General features: G+C 32.1%; 13 protein-coding genes. 4 read left to right on the top strand and 9 right to left on the bottom strand.

What is annotated here, in order from left to right:
* The first annotated feature begins 296 nt into the window (after positions 1 to 296).
* Both Q0X14_RS07115 and Q0X14_RS07110 read left to right on the top strand, forming a co-directional pair.
* Entirely contained in the window at positions 297 to 1,778 is a 1,482-nt protein-coding gene (locus Q0X14_RS07115) for an ATP-binding protein (RefSeq protein ID WP_297844413.1), read from the top strand.
* A 221-nt stretch (positions 1,779 to 1,999) separates the two neighbouring features.
* The gene (locus tag Q0X14_RS07110) at positions 2,000 to 4,462 is read left to right on the top strand and encodes an ATP-binding protein (protein WP_297844410.1); all 2,463 of its coding nucleotides are present in this window, start codon (positions 2,000 to 2,002) and stop codon (positions 4,460 to 4,462) included.
* A gap of 8 nt (positions 4,463 to 4,470) precedes the next feature.
* Here Q0X14_RS07110 and Q0X14_RS07105 read toward each other — a convergent pair whose 3' ends face one another.
* On the bottom strand, positions 4,471 to 5,118 hold the full coding sequence (locus Q0X14_RS07105; protein WP_297844407.1) for a response regulator transcription factor: 648 nt from the start codon (positions 5,116 to 5,118) through the stop codon (positions 4,471 to 4,473).
* Between the two features lie 19 nt (positions 5,119 to 5,137).
* The gene (locus Q0X14_RS07100) at positions 5,138 to 8,239 is read right to left on the bottom strand and encodes a PAS domain S-box protein (RefSeq protein ID WP_297844404.1); all 3,102 of its coding nucleotides are present in this window, start codon (positions 8,237 to 8,239) and stop codon (positions 5,138 to 5,140) included.
* Positions 8,240 to 8,352: 113 nt separating this feature from the next.
* Here Q0X14_RS07100 and Q0X14_RS07095 point away from each other — a divergent pair, with 113 nt between their 5' ends.
* Positions 8,353 to 8,805: a hypothetical protein gene (locus Q0X14_RS07095; RefSeq protein ID WP_297844401.1), complete on the top strand. Its 453-nt coding sequence runs from the start codon at positions 8,353 to 8,355 to the stop codon at positions 8,803 to 8,805.
* A gap of 7 nt (positions 8,806 to 8,812) precedes the next feature.
* The gene (locus Q0X14_RS07090; protein ID WP_297844399.1) at positions 8,813 to 10,231 is read left to right on the top strand and encodes an AMP-binding protein; all 1,419 of its coding nucleotides are present in this window, start codon (positions 8,813 to 8,815) and stop codon (positions 10,229 to 10,231) included.
* A gap of 172 nt (positions 10,232 to 10,403) precedes the next feature.
* Here Q0X14_RS07090 and nadE read toward each other — a convergent pair whose 3' ends face one another.
* From nadE to Q0X14_RS07060, 7 genes are all read right to left on the bottom strand, one after another.
* Positions 10,404 to 11,369, bottom strand: coding sequence for an NAD(+) synthase (gene nadE, locus Q0X14_RS07085; RefSeq protein ID WP_297844396.1), 966 nt, complete (start codon positions 11,367 to 11,369; stop codon positions 10,404 to 10,406).
* An 18-nt stretch (positions 11,370 to 11,387) separates the two neighbouring features.
* Positions 11,388 to 11,963, bottom strand: a complete 576-nt coding sequence (locus Q0X14_RS07080; protein WP_366522802.1) for an asparagine synthase C-terminal domain-containing protein — start codon at positions 11,961 to 11,963, stop codon at positions 11,388 to 11,390.
* A gap of 145 nt (positions 11,964 to 12,108) precedes the next feature.
* Entirely contained in the window at positions 12,109 to 12,393 is a 285-nt protein-coding gene (locus tag Q0X14_RS15610; RefSeq protein ID WP_366522801.1) for an asparagine synthase-related protein, read from the bottom strand.
* A gap of 10 nt (positions 12,394 to 12,403) precedes the next feature.
* Complete coding sequence (asnB, locus tag Q0X14_RS07075) at positions 12,404 to 13,369, bottom strand: asparagine synthase (glutamine-hydrolyzing) (protein ID WP_297844391.1); 966 nt, start codon at positions 13,367 to 13,369, stop codon at positions 12,404 to 12,406.
* Between the two features lie 2 nt (positions 13,370 to 13,371).
* Positions 13,372 to 13,635, bottom strand: coding sequence for an acyl carrier protein (locus Q0X14_RS07070; protein WP_297844389.1), 264 nt, complete (start codon positions 13,633 to 13,635; stop codon positions 13,372 to 13,374).
* 3 nt (positions 13,636 to 13,638) lie between these two features.
* On the bottom strand, positions 13,639 to 14,151 hold the full coding sequence (locus Q0X14_RS07065; RefSeq protein ID WP_297844387.1) for an acyltransferase: 513 nt from the start codon (positions 14,149 to 14,151) through the stop codon (positions 13,639 to 13,641).
* A gap of 122 nt (positions 14,152 to 14,273) precedes the next feature.
* On the bottom strand, positions 14,274 to 14,969 hold the full coding sequence (locus Q0X14_RS07060) for a 4'-phosphopantetheinyl transferase superfamily protein (RefSeq protein ID WP_297844385.1): 696 nt from the start codon (positions 14,967 to 14,969) through the stop codon (positions 14,274 to 14,276).
* Positions 14,970 to 15,245 lie beyond the last annotated feature (276 nt).

The raw sequence follows: 15,245 nt of genomic DNA, 5'->3' as shown, positions 1-15,245 counted from the left end.
AAAGTAATTTTTTCTTCATTTGTAAAAGAAACCTGCGAAAAAAATCATTAGACAATTTCACTTTCAAATCAACATAACCGACCTTGTTCATTTTCAAAAGATTATATTTCTAATTATAGCCAATTGTTTACTATTCAACAGGAATAGAAGTGTAAGTCAGGAATCAGTGTTTACATATCAACAGAAATCTTTATTTGCTCATTCTTTTATAAACAAATTTTTACTAGAGAATTCAAGACATAAAATATTTCTATGGCATTTAACTTGTCTTTTAGCTGTAGTTTAATTGGATAGTTATGGAACTCGAAAAAGAAATATTAAACAACAATCAAAACAATCTGCTTGAATCTTTATTAAATCATCCTTCATTAGGAATGATTCGTATTACTTCCGAAGGAATTCCTGTTTTAGCTAACGGGACAATTCTCAAATTCTTATCACTTGAATCTTTTACTGAACTTATTGAGTTATATAATCAGAGTGAATCGTTCCGCAATAACTTTAATACACACAAATACTTTAAATACATTAATCAGGAAATAAAAAATAATTATCTTGAAACAGAATGGCTTAATAAAAATGGTAAAGTAGTTTTTTTCAAGGAGTTTGTAAGTCCGGTTTACAATGGTTCCGGTTTCCCGGATTATTTTGACTGTATAATTGAAGATCAGACAGATAAAAAAATTGTTGAACAATTAATTAAAAGTTGTCAGACAAGAGATTTTCAGATACTTAAAGCTTTGCCGGATATTTTATTTATAGTTTCTTCAGATGGCTCTTTGCTCGATAGTAAATTCAATTCACACTCAAGTTTTTTTAAAAATCCTGCTTTGCTGATCGGGAGAAAAATAACTTCAGTTTTTCCGAAAGCTGTTTCTGAAAAATTATCCGAAGCAATTAAACATACGCTTCAAACAAATCAATTAAGCTCAGTCGAGTTTTCAGTTATATCTGAGGATAAAGAAATTTTTTACGAAGCAAGAATAGTTGTTAATTCTGATAATCAGGCATTAATGCTTTTGCGCGATGTTACACCACAGAAAGAAGCCGAAGCACAATTAAGAAAAGTAACTGAAGACCTTAAGCAGGCAAATGCTTCAAAGGATAAATTCTTTTCAATTATTGCTCATGATCTCAGAACACCTTTAATTGGTTTGATTGGTTACGCAGAAATTCTTTCAGAAGATATTGATGAACTTGAGCTTTCGGAAATAAAGGAATATTCAAAAAACATTGTGGACATTTCACGACAAACGATTAAGCTATTATCAAACTTACTTGAGTGGTCACGATTACAAACTGGTAAAATTCAATTTAACCCTTCAGATGTTAAAATTTATTCCATCGTTGAAAATATTTTTCAACTACTCAAATCGAATGCACAGCATAAAGAAATTCAACTTCTAAATTCGACAGATGTAAATCATATTGCTTATGCAGATGATAATATGATTTATTCTGTTCTCAATAATCTGATTTCAAACGCAATTAAGTTTACCAGAACAGGTGGTAAAATAGAAGTTTCATCAGAACAAAAAGGCGAAGAGATTATTGTGTCTGTAAAAGATAATGGTGTTGGTATTGATGAAGAAAATCTGAAAAATCTTTTTGAACTTGATAAAAGCTTTACTACTCCGGGCACTGAAAATGAAAAAGGTTCCGGACTCGGAATTATTCTTTGCCGTGATTTTATAAAAAAACATGGTGGTAGAATTTGGGTTGATAGTAAAGTGGGTGAAGGGACTACTTTCTTTTTTACTCTTCCTGTCTTTCATTGATAGTCCCAAATCGCTGAAAAAATTTTTTACACTTTTGAAAAATTTTCTTGCCGTAAAAAGTCTTGTTGATATAACACTTATGATTTTCAAAGCTATAGATATCAATTATGATATTTCGTCATATAAATTGTTATGAAATTCAACACTAATGAAAAACTTGCTCGGAAAATTTCTGGCATTTAATTGGAAATAAAGAGAGACATAAAATCACTAACTAATAAATGTCACAATATTCTTTTGCATCGGTAGTTCAGAAAGCATACAGAATCATCTCAAGTTCTGATAATCCTTGTCAGATGCTTGATTCTTTATGCAAACTTCTTGCAAACGAAAAAGAATTTGTTTTCGTCTGGATTGAACCGGTGGATTCGATACTAAAAGATAACAAGCTATGTTTTGCAAGAGAAGGTTACTTTGAAAAGCACGACAAGAGATTAATAATTCAACATTTTACAGAATGTACATCATTTAAAGCTGACAGAAACAAAAACGGAATTCATAATATTTCTTCAGAAAATAATGACAGATGTTTTAATATCATCAAAACTTATTTCCCTGATAAAAATTCTGCTGCGATATTTTCCACTTCAATCCGATATGATCAAACAGAATTTGCATACCTTAACATTCTGATTACAGATATCAGTAACATTCCTGAAGAAGTATTTTCACTTCTGAAAGAACTTGTTGCCGATGTTGCTGCAAAGATAAATGAACTTACAACTACGACTAAGGAGCAGGAGAAACAAATAACCGAATCATCTGAAAATCAGGAATATCTTAAAACACTTCTTCATTGTATGTATGAAGACATAGTGGTGATTGATAAAAATTACAATGTAGTTGATGTAAATAATAGTAAACTTAAAATTAGCGGTAAAAAAACTGAAGAGGTTTTAGGAGCAAAATGTTATGCGGTTTCGCATGGATTTGACAAGCCGTGTAATTTTTATGGTGAAGAATGTCCAATGCAGGAAGTCTTTAAAACCGGAAAGTCCAGGCAGGTAAGACATCAGCTTACTAACGAAAACGGGATTGTGAAATATGTTGACATTCTCTTTTCGCCCTTCAAAAATGAAAATGGTGAAGTTGAAAGAGTGATTGAAACTATAAGAGATGTTACGGAAACTGTTGATGCACAACTTGAATTAAAAGCAAAAGAAATTCAATTAAAACAGATTGTTAATAATCTAGATATAGTTTTCTTCAATCTTGATTTAAGCGGAAGAAAACCTAAACTTGCTTATCTGAGTGAAGGTTTCAATAAAATTTGGGGAATTGACAGAACATTGGCTTTAGAAAATCAAAAGATTTGGTTTAATTCAGTTTATGAAGAAGATCGTCCGAAGGTCTTTCAGTTAGTTCGCGAATACATTAGAACGAAAGACCCAAACATTAAAACTGAATTCAGAATTGTCAGACCTGATGATTCTTTAAGATGGATCAGCTTGCGAACGAAAATTATTACCGATACTTCCGGAGCTTCAAAGCAAATATTTGGAATTGCCGAAGATATCACTGATAAAAAACTTTTGGAACTTGAGTTACAAAATGCTTATCAGAAAGCAAAAGAAAGTATAAACTTCAAGAATTATCTTCTGGGAAATATCAATCACGAAATCAGAACTCCATTAAATGCTGTTCTTGGTTTTACGCAAATTCTGAAAGAAGAAACTTCGAAAGAAGTAATTGATGAACTTGCTGATAAAATTTTGTGTGCAAGTAATCGGCTTCTTAATACACTTGATTCGATAATAGAGCTTTCGGATTTACAATCAGATTCAAGAAAATTGATTCATAACGAAGTAAGCATTTTTGAATTACTTAAAACCGTTCAGCACAAGTTTTTCTCAATTGCGCAGGAAAAGAATTTACAGTTTGAAGTAATTGAACCTGATCAGGACATTACAATCAAGTCAGACGAATTTTTGCTAAAGAAAATTTTATATCAATTGCTTGATAATGCTTTTAAATATACTAATCAGGGTAGTGTTACTTTAAGTTTAAGATTTGATATAAAAGAAGATGAAAACTGGTTAGTGCTAGATGTTTCGGATACAGGAATTGGAATTGAACCGGAAAAGCTTGAAACAATTTTTGAAGCGTTCAGGCAGGGAAGTGAAGGATTAGCAAGATCATATCAGGGCACAGGATTAGGACTTACATTAACAAAAAAAATGATTGAGTTGTTGGGTGGAAAAATTTCAGTTGAAAGCGAAACGGGAATCGGATCTAAGTTTTCAGTACACATTCCATTTGATTTTCCTGAACAGAAAGAAAAGAAGAATGGAAATAATAACGGTCATTCAAATCTTGAAGGAAAGAGAATTTTAATTGTAGAAGATAATCAGTTGAATGCAGAAGTTTTAAGACATTATTTAAAAAGTGTAATCAATACTGACATTGCATTTGATTCTCATCAGGCGTTCGAGCTATCAGAAAAATATTTATATGATTTGGTATTGATGGATATAAGTCTGAAAAATGGTGAAAGCGGAATTGAGGTGATGAAAAAAATGAAAATGCGGGATGAGTATAAAACAGTTCCGATTGTTGCTCTGACTGCATTTACTTTTGATGAAGATAAAAATAAATTTATAGCGGAAGGTTTCGATGGTTTTATTCCAAAACCAATTCAAAGAAATGAATTACTGACTGAGATAAAAAGTTATTTCAGAAAGTAGTTTATTCATCATTGCAAAAGATTATTCCTCACCGCATACATAACAATATCTGCGTTATTCTTTAGTCTTGTCTTTTCAAGGATGTGGGTCCGGTGGGTGCTGACAGTTTTAACACTCAAAGAAAGTATCTCTGCAATTTCTGAAACTGTTTTGCCTTGCGCTATCAACATAAAAATTTCATATTCTCTGTCGGAAAGCAGTTCGCTTAGTTCAAGACTTTTATCTTTTTTCACTACATCAGAGAGAAGGTCCATCACAGTTGGAGAGATGTATTTCTTTCCTTCAAGAATATCTTTCACAGCATCAACAAGTTCTTCAGGTGCGCTGTCTTTTCGAATGTAACCTGCAGCTCCGGATTTCATTACTCTGAGAGCAAATTGTTCCTCAGGATACATACTTAGAATAAGTACCGGTAATTCAGGATGCGTGGCTTTTATATCTTTCAAAATCTCGAGACCGCTTTTACCCGGCATACTTATATCAAGTATAATCAAATCCCATTTAGATTTCTGCAATTGCTCAAATATTTCGTTATCTCTTGAAGCTTCACCAACATAAGCTTCAGAAAATTCATCCTCCAGAATTTTTTTTAGTCCGTGTCTTACAATTTTGTGGTCGTCTGCAAGAAGTACATTAAACTTTTTTTGGATTTTCAATTTTTAACTCCTTCAAAATTTATTTGAGTGGAATAAAAATTTTTATTTCTGTGCCGAAATTTATTTTACTATTTATTTCCATAAAACCTCCGACAGACTTAATTCTTTCCTTCATACCGAGTAAGCCGAGTCCGCCTTTTTTTGAAATTGATTCAGGTGTAAAACCAATGCCATTATCACGAACAATCATCATAAGTTTTTCTTCATCGGTTGTTATGCTTACCGCAATTTCAGTTGCTTTTGAATGCCTTGAAATGTTTGTAGTTATTTCCTGGAATGTTCTGAATATTGCAACTTCCTGCTCTTTAGTTAATCCGGTAATTTCTTCGGGAAGATTTGTTTGAGTTTTTATTCCTAATCTTTTTCTTACTTCATCAATCTGCCATTCAATTGCAGCAAGCAAACCAAGACGATCAAGAATTACAGGTCTTAATTCTGACGAAATTTTTCTTACTGTGTTTATTGTGTCTTCAACTAATGAAATAATTGGAGCAACCTTTTGAGGAATTTCTTTTTTGTATGGAGGTTTTTTAATCAGAGAATTCAGATCAATCTTTATTGCTGTAAGAACCTGTCCGAGTTCATCGTGAAGTTCCATTGCAATTCTTGTTCTTTCTTCTTCACGAATGTCCTGCAATTTTTGTGTTAATGATCGCAGCATCTCTTCGGAACGTTTTAATTCTTCCTGACTTTCTCTCAAAGCTATTTCTGCTATTTTCTTCTCTGTTATATCTCTTCCAACACCAATGATTGCAATAGGTTTTCCATTTTCATCAAATACCATTGTATCTGCCCAGTTGAACCATTTCCATCCTTTTGCAGTGAGTGCTCTTTGCTCAATGTAACAGGAATAAGGATGAGAGTAAAGTTTTTCCATTTCTTTCAATGTGCTCTCACGGTCATCGGGATGCACGAGCGGAAGAAATTTATTATTCAGTAATTCTTCCTGAGATTTACCAAATGTTTTACAGTACGATTCGCTTACGAAAAGAAATCTTCCTTCTAAATCAACCTTAACTACAAGGTCAGTCTGATTTTCAACAAGCAATCGGTATTTCTCTTCACTTTCTTTCAGCGATTCTTCAAAAATAATTCTGTCTGTAATATCGTAAGCTGTTCCGATAGCAGCAGGTTTGCCTTTGTATTCAATTATCTCTGCACCAAAATCAACCCAGCGTGCTTCACCATTTTTTCTGATTATTTTGAAAACATATCTGTTTTCAATTTCTTCACCTAATTGTCTACGAATGCCTCTTTCCTTAACCATTTCTCTGTGATCAGGATGAACAAGTTCAAAAAATTTCATACCATAAATTTCATTTAACTTATAACCTGTAAGGTTTTCTGCTGCAGGATTAAGATACTGGAAATATTCACCCTGATAGATAAAAATTGCTGCCGGAGTTGATTCAGCCAATGCTCTGAATTTTTCTTCACTTTCTCTTAAAAGCATTTCTGCTTCATAGCTTACGGTTATATCACGATTTATGCTTGCATAACCAATCAGATTTCCACTTTTATCCTTTACAGCAAAACCCTTCGCATCAACATAAATTTTTCTACCGGATTTATGATACTGAATTACTCTTGTTGAGTACTTTCCTTCAATAGATAATTTTTTTAATATATCATCCCGGCCAAGCTCAAGATACTGTGTATGTAAAACATCTCTTGTTGTTTTACCAATAGCTTCATTTCTTTTTATTCCATAAATCTGTTCTGCAGCTTCATTCCAATAAGTAATTCTAAGATTTTTGTCCGTTGCAATAATTGCATCATTAACATTCGAAAGAAGATTAGATTGATATTCAAGTTCAGATCTTATTTTTTCTCTCTCAGATTCTGTTTCCAGATATTCGATTGCGAAGGAAATATCTTTTGATAACTCATCAAGCAATTTGATTTCGTCTTCATCAAAGAAGTCTTTGATATCAGAATATAAATTGAATGTGGCTATAGTTTTACCAAAAACTATGATTGGAAAAATTGCTGAAGATTTGAAACCATATTTTTGTGCAAGCAACATCCACTGAGCAACACTTTTTTCATTCTGAAAATCATTAATTATCACATAATGATTTTCTCTGAATGCCACACCAATCGGCTCACTACTTGAATTTAATTCTGAAAGACTGATACTAATGTTATTCAGGAAATCTTCAGATGTTCCTGCTGAAGCTGCTGATTTGATCTGAAGTGTTTCTTCATCAAGAACAGAAATCCAGGTCATTTTAAATTTTCCGATATCAACAGCAATATTGCAGATATCCTGAAATAATTTTTTCTTATCGTGGACTCTTACTATTGTTTGATTAACCTCACTAAGTACTGCATAAACACGGGTCAATCTTCTGATTTTCTCTTCAGCTAAAAATTGTTCTGTAATATCATTTGCAAGTACAAGTCTTGCATTATGTCCTTCATAATTAAGTCCGTGTGATGATATTTCAGTGTAAATTATTCTTCCGTCTTTGAGTTTATGTTTCCATGGTCGCGACTTTTGAAGATCATCTTTTACTTCAGCTATATTTTTCATCAGAGCAGGGATTTCGTCATCAGGTCTGATATCCTTTATTGTCATTGATAAAAATTCTTCTCTCGAATAACCGTATTTATTAATAGCTGCATTATTAACAGCCAAAAATTTTAATGTATCTAAATCATAAACCCACATTGGTAAAGGATTGTGTTCAAAAAGATATTTGTAAAGAGACTCACTTTCAATCAGTTTTTCTTCGTCAAGTTTTCTTTTTGTTATGTCTCGTGCAATTCCCTGAATAGCTATTAGATTTCCTTCGGAATCATAAATTGGTGTGTTGATTTGCTCTGTCCAGATTATTGTTCCGTCTTTTTTCTTCCATCTAAGAATAATTGGTTCTGTGATTATATTCTTTTCAAGAAAAGCTTGCAGAATTGGTAAGTCATCAGGATGGACAAGCTTTAACCCAAGTTGCGGATCTGCGTAATGTTCTTCCGGAGTGTATCCTGTAATTCTTGTTGCAGAAGGACTGACATATTCAAATTTAGGTTCAGGTACAAGTCTGTAGATATAGATTAAATCGCTGGCGTTTTCAGCAAGGAATTCAAAAATTCTTTCAGAAGTTAATAAATTTATATCCATCAAATTCTCAACATTTTATCAGATTAGTGCAGCTGACTTTTATTATTTTTGTTACACATAAAAATACTAAAAACATCAGTTAGTTTTATTGGTTAAATAATCCTGCAGATACTTTGAATATAGATTATATCAAGACAATTTTATTCCTTTTAGCGGCAGTATTTCCGGTTTTATTGATATTAAGAAGTTCCTCTAATAATTATCGGAAATTTCTGAGCAAAATTTTACTTGTGCATTTGGTTTTATTATTTATTGTAACTTTCAAACTACATCACTTACTTAGAAGTTTGTTTAATATACCAAACACAATTACTTATATACTTGGGGCGATACCTTTCATAATTTTATTTACAAAGCACAGAGCAGAACTAAAAACCAAGGAGTTTTTGCTATTTATAACTTCTATATTTTTGCTCGCAACAGCGGTGATAATAGATTTGCTTAGTGATGGAAAATTATTAATTATTCCGGATAATGATAACATTGAAGAAATATTCAGAATTGCAGGTGCATTTATATGGCTGCTGTTTAATTTTCTTTTATATTCCCGACTAAAAAAAATCTGAAATCAATATGAAAAATTATTTTTGGGAAACGTTTGGTGACTTTGGAAATAAAACTTCACTGATTGAAGCTGATTCCGGAAAATCAATTACTTACGGTGAGCTTGATAAAATAACTGATGAAATCTCTGAGAAATTTATCTCGGAAGAAAAAAAACTTTTTTTTCTTTTCACTAATAACTCAATAAAATCTTTAATTTCTTATCTGGCAATTCTTAAATCAGGTGATGCGGTTTTACTTCTTGATGATAAATTGAATTCTGAAATAAGAAAAAATCTTATTGAAATTTATAAACCAAGTGTAATCATAAACCAAAGTGAAGAAGTCGAGGGATATGAACAAAGATCAGTAGGAATTTTAGAGAATTGTCTTTTCAGAACCAACATGTCCGAAGTCAAACTTCATCCGTCATTAAAAGTTTTGTTGTCAACTTCAGGAACAACCGGTTCGCCAAAACTTGTGCGATTAAGTGCTGATAATATTCAATCAAATGCAGAATCAATTGCACAATACCTTGAGATAGATGAAAATGAAAAACCCATTACAACTTTGCCATTCAATTATTCTTATGGATTATCTGTCATAAACAGTCATTTGCTAAAAGGTGCCACAATTGTTCTGACTGAAAAAACGGTTTTCTTCAAAGATTTCTGGAATACATTCAAACAACATGAATGCACTTCATTTGCAGGAGTTCCTTATACTTACCAGATGCTTAAACGAACTGGCTTTGACAAACTGGATTTACCTTCACTTAAAACTATGACACAAGCTGGTGGAAAACTGAACGAAGAAATGATAAAATATTTTTACGAATATGCCGAAAGAAAAAATATTAGATTCTTCGTTATGTACGGACAAACGGAAGCTACAGCAAGAATAAGTTATGTTCCTTATGAAAAGTTAAAATATAAAATTGGCTCAATTGGTATTTCAATTCCTGGTGGAAAATTAAGTCTGATGAAAGATGGAAATGAAATAACAGAACCACATCAGGTTGGTGAAATTGTTTATGAAGGTGAAAATGTTATGCTCGGTTATGCCGAATCACTAAATGATTTGAGTAAGGGTAACGAATTAAATTTTACATTACACACAGGTGATTTGGGTTACTTTGATGAAGACAGATTCTTTTATGTAACCGGCAGGATGAAAAGATTTATTAAAATGTTCGGTTTAAGAATCAATCTTGATGAGGTGCAGAAAATGATTGAAAATCATTTTAACATTGCAGCAGCTTGCACAGGAGAAGATGAGAAACTAAAAATCTTAGTTCAAACTGCTGATGAACTTGATAATAAGGTTAAACAAAAAGTTTGTGAAACTTATAAGCTCAATCCTTCCACAGTTTATGTTAAACAAACTGATAATATTCCAACGAAATCAACCGGTAAGTACGATTACGAAAAAATAAATTTGATGTTTTAGATTAAATCAAAAATTTGTTTTATATCAGTCTGAATTTGAAATAACTCAAGAAATTAGAAATTGTCAGAGTAAGTTCAACGAAAATTTTTTATCTGAACAAAGACCACTCACTTCGTTCGGAGCGACAGAATATTACCAGCGAAAGAAACAAAATTTTATAACAAAGATTTTATTAACCTAAAGAAATCGGTTCCATTCTAAGATATTCAGTAGTTTTTATTTTCTGCCTGATATCATTTATTACAACATCAACTTGTGCTTCAGAAAGATTAAGTGCCTCAGCAATTTCTTTACTTGAAAATCCTTTTTCCCAACCAAACCAGATTCTGTCAAGCACAGAGTAGGGAAGTCTGAAGAAAAATTCTTCCTGAGTTTGTTCTGCACTGTATGTATCAGTAGTTGGTGTTCTTTTCTGAATCTCTTCCGGAACTCCAAGGTATTCCGCAAGCTGATAAACCTGTGTTTTAAATAAATGAGCAATTGGTTTTATATCAGCACCACCGTCACCATACTTAACAAAAAATCCTTGCTCGTGCTCATTCTTATTTCCTGTTCCAATCACAGCATAATTTCTTGCTTCAGCATGATAATAAAGAAAATTTGTTCTGCTTCTTTGCTTAAAGTTTGAAGCTGCTACGATTTGCAGATACTCTGCTAATGGCAGTCGAGCAGTTTTTTCTTCTCCGTTCGGTGAGATAATTGTAACATAATAAACATTTAATTTCCCTTTTGCTTCATCATCTTTAGGCAGAACAATTTTCATTTTATATGATTCGTCATATTCAGGAAAAACTTTTTTAACCGCTTCATCTCTTCTTTTATAAGCACCGAAACCTTTTACTGCTTCAGTTATATCTTCAACTATGTACGGAACATTGAATTTTTCTACGAGTTTTTTTGCAAGATTCAAACTGTCAGGACTTGAATCTTTATCAGGCATCATCAAAGCAAGAACTTTTTCAGGACCAAAAGCATTAGCGCATAATGCCAGAACAACTGAGGAATCAATTCCACCGCTTACACCAACAACCGCTCCTCTTTTATGAATTTTTTTAGCAACGATTTCGCGAAGTTCTTTAATAATTCTTTCTGCTTCAGCTTTTGCATCTATTAAAATTGAATCTTTCTGAAATGACATATTTTCTCCTGAGATGATTTAGTTATTTGTTCTGTTATCAAAAAATATTTTGAAGTGATAATTATCTATGTTGAAATTTTTTTTACTTGCGATAAAATGTTCAAACAACAACTGAGTTGAGATTATTCCTGCAAGAGCCATATTATCAAGCTCGCTTAATGAATTTGATTTTTTAGCTTTCTGTAAAAGTAATTTCACTTTTGAAGGATTAAATACTCCGGATTGAATTAGCTTTTCTTCAGACAAAATATCTTCTGCATTAAAATCATTATTATCAAAGAAGCTATTTCTGATCGGAGCTCTGTAAGGATTTTTTGCCCGATATAAAATTTCTTTTGGTAGAGAATCCTTGAAAACTTTTTTAAGAATGTACTTTTCATTCAAACCGAATATCTTATACTTTGCGGGTACAGTTGACATAAATTCAATTAATCTGTGATCGAGATAAGGAACACGAAGCTCAACTGAATTTCCCATTGCCATTCTATCGCCCTGAGATGAAAGCAAGTAACCACTCATAAAAGTTGAAATCTCCAGATACTGAGCTTTTGATAGCGTTTCCCATCTATCAAAATCTTCAGGAAGCTTTAACAGAAACTCGTCTATTGCATTATAATCTTTTATCTGATCTTTGAATTCATCAGAAAAGAAATTTTTAAGCTTTGAATTATTTGTCCATCTGACGATATGTGAAAAGAAAGGATTATCAGGTTCATCAATTCCTGACTTGAAAAATGCCTCAAGAGTACTGAATAATCTTTTGTCTTTGAAAGATGTATGGATAAAGCTTTTTAAGCAGCTTAGATCTTAATTTTGATTCAGGATTGTTTGACCAGAACTTTCTGATTTTTGCTTCTTTGAATATGTTATAACCACCGAAAATTTCATCGGCACCTTCGCCGGTTAGTACAACTTTAAAATTTTCTTCACGAACTTTTTTTGAAAGAAGATAAAGAGGTGCTGGTGCTGTACGAAAAACAGGTCTTTCACCAAAATAAATTATATCTGCAAAGTACTTACCAATATCGGAATTCTTAGCATAAACTTCGGAATGATTTGTCTGAAGATGATTTCACCATTAATTTCTGAAAACTGCTTTCATCAAATGATTCTTCTTCGAAACTAATTCCGAAAGTTCTCAGTTCGTTGTTAAACTTTTTCTTCACAATAGTTGTAAGTCCGGAAGAATCCAAACCACCGCTTAAATAGCTTCCAACAGGAACATCAGCTCTTAATCGTATTCTCACTGCATCTGTTAATAGTTCGGATGCTCTATCTGTAATTTCACTGATAGGAAAATCTTTTATCTCATTTTCTTTTTTGAACTGTAATTGCCAATAAGGTTTCAGGATAAATTTTCCATCAAAATTAATTTTCAGAAAATGAGCAGGTGGAATTTCTTTGTAATCTTTGAAAGGAGTATCGCCGGGAAGATTGGTCCAGAAAGTAAAAATTTGTTCAAAGCCAATCGGATCAAAATTCGGATTTTCATTTTTAATTGAAAATATTGCTTTAAGTTCTGATGCAAAGTAAAATTTATCACTTTCAAGTCTGAAGAATAGCGGAAGTATTCCTGTCCTGTCACGGGCAAGGAATAATTCTTTCTTTTTACTATTCCATATTGCAAAAGCAAATTGTCCGTTTAAATAAAAAAGACATTCTTCATTTTTCTCCTCATAAAGATGGAGAATAACTTCTGTATCAGTGTGAGTATAAAATTTATGTCCGAGTTTTATCAGTTCCTCACGAAGTTCAGGATAATTAAAAATCTCACCGTTAAAAATTATCCAGAGAGATTTATCCTCATTGTGAATTGGTTGGCTTCCGCCGGAAAGATCAATAATACTCAATCGTGATTGTGCCAATCCGATGTAGTCATCAAGATAAGCACCTGCTTCATCCGGACCGCGATGTTTAAGAGCAAAAGACATTACTCTTAATTGGTCGGGAGAAATTGGCGCTTTTTCTTTAAGATTTAATATGCCGCTTATGCCGCACATTATCAGGAGTTTTTGTGATTAAGTTTATTCTGCAGGAATTTTTCAATCGAGTTGATTGATGAGAAATTATCCTGAACAAGTTCATCGTCAAGAATAGTGACTTTATAATTTTCTTCGATGAAAGAAACCAGTTCAAGTACACCGGTTGAATCAACGATTCCTTTTTCAAAAAGGGGAGTATCATTATTTAATTGTGAATCATCTCCAAAGAGAAAATTATCAACAATGAAAGATCTTATAAGGCCAGAGTATTTTTGTTCGCTCATAAATTAACTTTTATCCTTTTGATTATTATTTCTTTTTCTTATTGGTCTTAAACCTCTGACGAATTCTTCATAACCGTGTTCAGAAGTAAGAGGTACAGTTACGGTAGCCAAAGGTTCGGCATTCGGCATTCCATATAAAGTATTAGGAGGAACATTCCTTGTTACAACCGTTCCACCTTTAATAACAGAGTTATCACCAATCGTTACATTTGGTAGAATTAAACAATGCGGACCAACATAAACATTCTTTCCAATTACAACTTTGTTTGGATTATTTTTTTGTCTTTTACCAAAATAAGTATGAGTAAATATTGTTGTTCGCAAACCAATAGTGCTGTTATCACCTATTTCAACACACTCAGGATGATTATCATCAATATAAACGAATTTACTTATCCACACATTTTTACCAATCTTCACACCTCTCAGACGATGAAGAAAAGGTCTCACGGAATCGCCAAATGGAATAATAAAAGCGATACCGTGAAGCATCCGATTAATGATTGATTTTAACATTGTGTGAATTATTATGAATTTTTAAAGCCAAATAATAATTATGCCAAAATTTAAGAACAATTTTACTTTCTAATGAGACAATAGAAATAAAACTTTTCTCAAAATAGATTAAAAAAACAAAATCAGACAATATTTTCATCAAAATAAATGATTTTTTTGGTGCTGATGGAATTATAACAAATACTGGCAATATAAGCTTTGGGTGTGGTAAGCTCTTCAATTATCCAATCTTTCCCGGAATAAAAAAATTTCTCAATAAAGGAATTAAACTTTTCTGAGTAAAGATTAATCTTCCCTAAATCGTCATTCAATCCTGTTCCTAATGCTTTAACAAAAGCTTCTTTCCTGGTCCATATCTTATAAAAAAAATTAAGCTTATCTTTTAAAGTGGTTAAACTCAAAAAAGCTTTCTGTTCATTATGGGAAAAATAGTTTTTAACTAATGAATTTAAATCGGGAAATTCTTCTACCAGTTCGATATCAACCCCTATTTCAGCGTCTCTGTTCAGGGCGTAAACAATCAAATCACCTGAGTGAGAGTAATTAAATTTCAGATAAGTAAGTCCCTGATTATCAATATATGGTTTTCCTGATTTACCAATTTTAAAGGATAAATTTTCAGGTGATAAACCAGTATATTCAGAGAGAATTTTTCTTCGAAAAAAATATGTTACGATGGCTCTTTCCCTGTCGCGAGCAAATTTATATTTCCCTGATTTTTCTTTTTCTTCGTCTGAAAGAATTCCATTAAAATTCTGAATATCATTTCTCAATTTTGAAATGTTTATCAAATGGATATGTATTTCAGAATTTTCCAATATCATTACCTATTAAAATAATACTATTAAAAATTTTTACACTTTCTCAAATTGATATATTTTTATAGAAAAATCTAAATAATAGAAAAAATATAAATAATTGTCGTTCATTAAATCTAAAATATTGCTAAAAATAGTCATATTTGAACAGTTGATTCAGATTATCTATTATCAGTTGGCACACAAATCGAACCAGTAAAAACATTCTATGAGGGCGTATATACCTTCCATAATCAGATAGTCTCTTAAGGAAAAATTTACCAGCAAAGTAATAAA

Source organism: Ignavibacterium sp. (assembly GCF_025998815.1).
Lineage (GTDB): Bacteria > Bacteroidota > Ignavibacteria > Ignavibacteriales > Ignavibacteriaceae > Ignavibacterium.
The sequence above is the reverse complement of the archived record's forward strand: the minus strand, read 5'-3'. Positions and strand labels throughout refer to the sequence as shown.

What these genes read in the sequence shown, in the direction of transcription:
- Q0X14_RS07065 (WP_297844387.1), bottom strand. Translation starts at nt 14,151, where the DNA reads ATGTTAAAATCAATCATTAATCGGATGCTTCACGGTATCGCTTTTATT.
- nadE (WP_297844396.1), bottom strand. Translation starts at nt 11,369, where the DNA reads ATGTCATTTCAGAAAGATTCAATTTTAATAGATGCAAAAGCTGAAGCA.
- Q0X14_RS07110 (WP_297844410.1), top strand. Translation starts at nt 2,000, where the DNA reads ATGTCACAATATTCTTTTGCATCGGTAGTTCAGAAAGCATACAGAATC.
- asnB (WP_297844391.1), bottom strand. Translation starts at nt 13,369, where the DNA reads ATGTGCGGCATAAGCGGCATATTAAATCTTAAAGAAAAAGCGCCAATT.
- Q0X14_RS07090 (WP_297844399.1), top strand. Translation starts at nt 8,813, where the DNA reads ATGAAAAATTATTTTTGGGAAACGTTTGGTGACTTTGGAAATAAAACT.
- Q0X14_RS07070 (WP_297844389.1), bottom strand. Translation starts at nt 13,635, where the DNA reads ATGAGCGAACAAAAATACTCTGGCCTTATAAGATCTTTCATTGTTGAT.
- Q0X14_RS07115 (WP_297844413.1), top strand. Translation starts at nt 297, where the DNA reads ATGGAACTCGAAAAAGAAATATTAAACAACAATCAAAACAATCTGCTT.
- Q0X14_RS07100 (WP_297844404.1), bottom strand. Translation starts at nt 8,239, where the DNA reads ATGGATATAAATTTATTAACTTCTGAAAGAATTTTTGAATTCCTTGCT.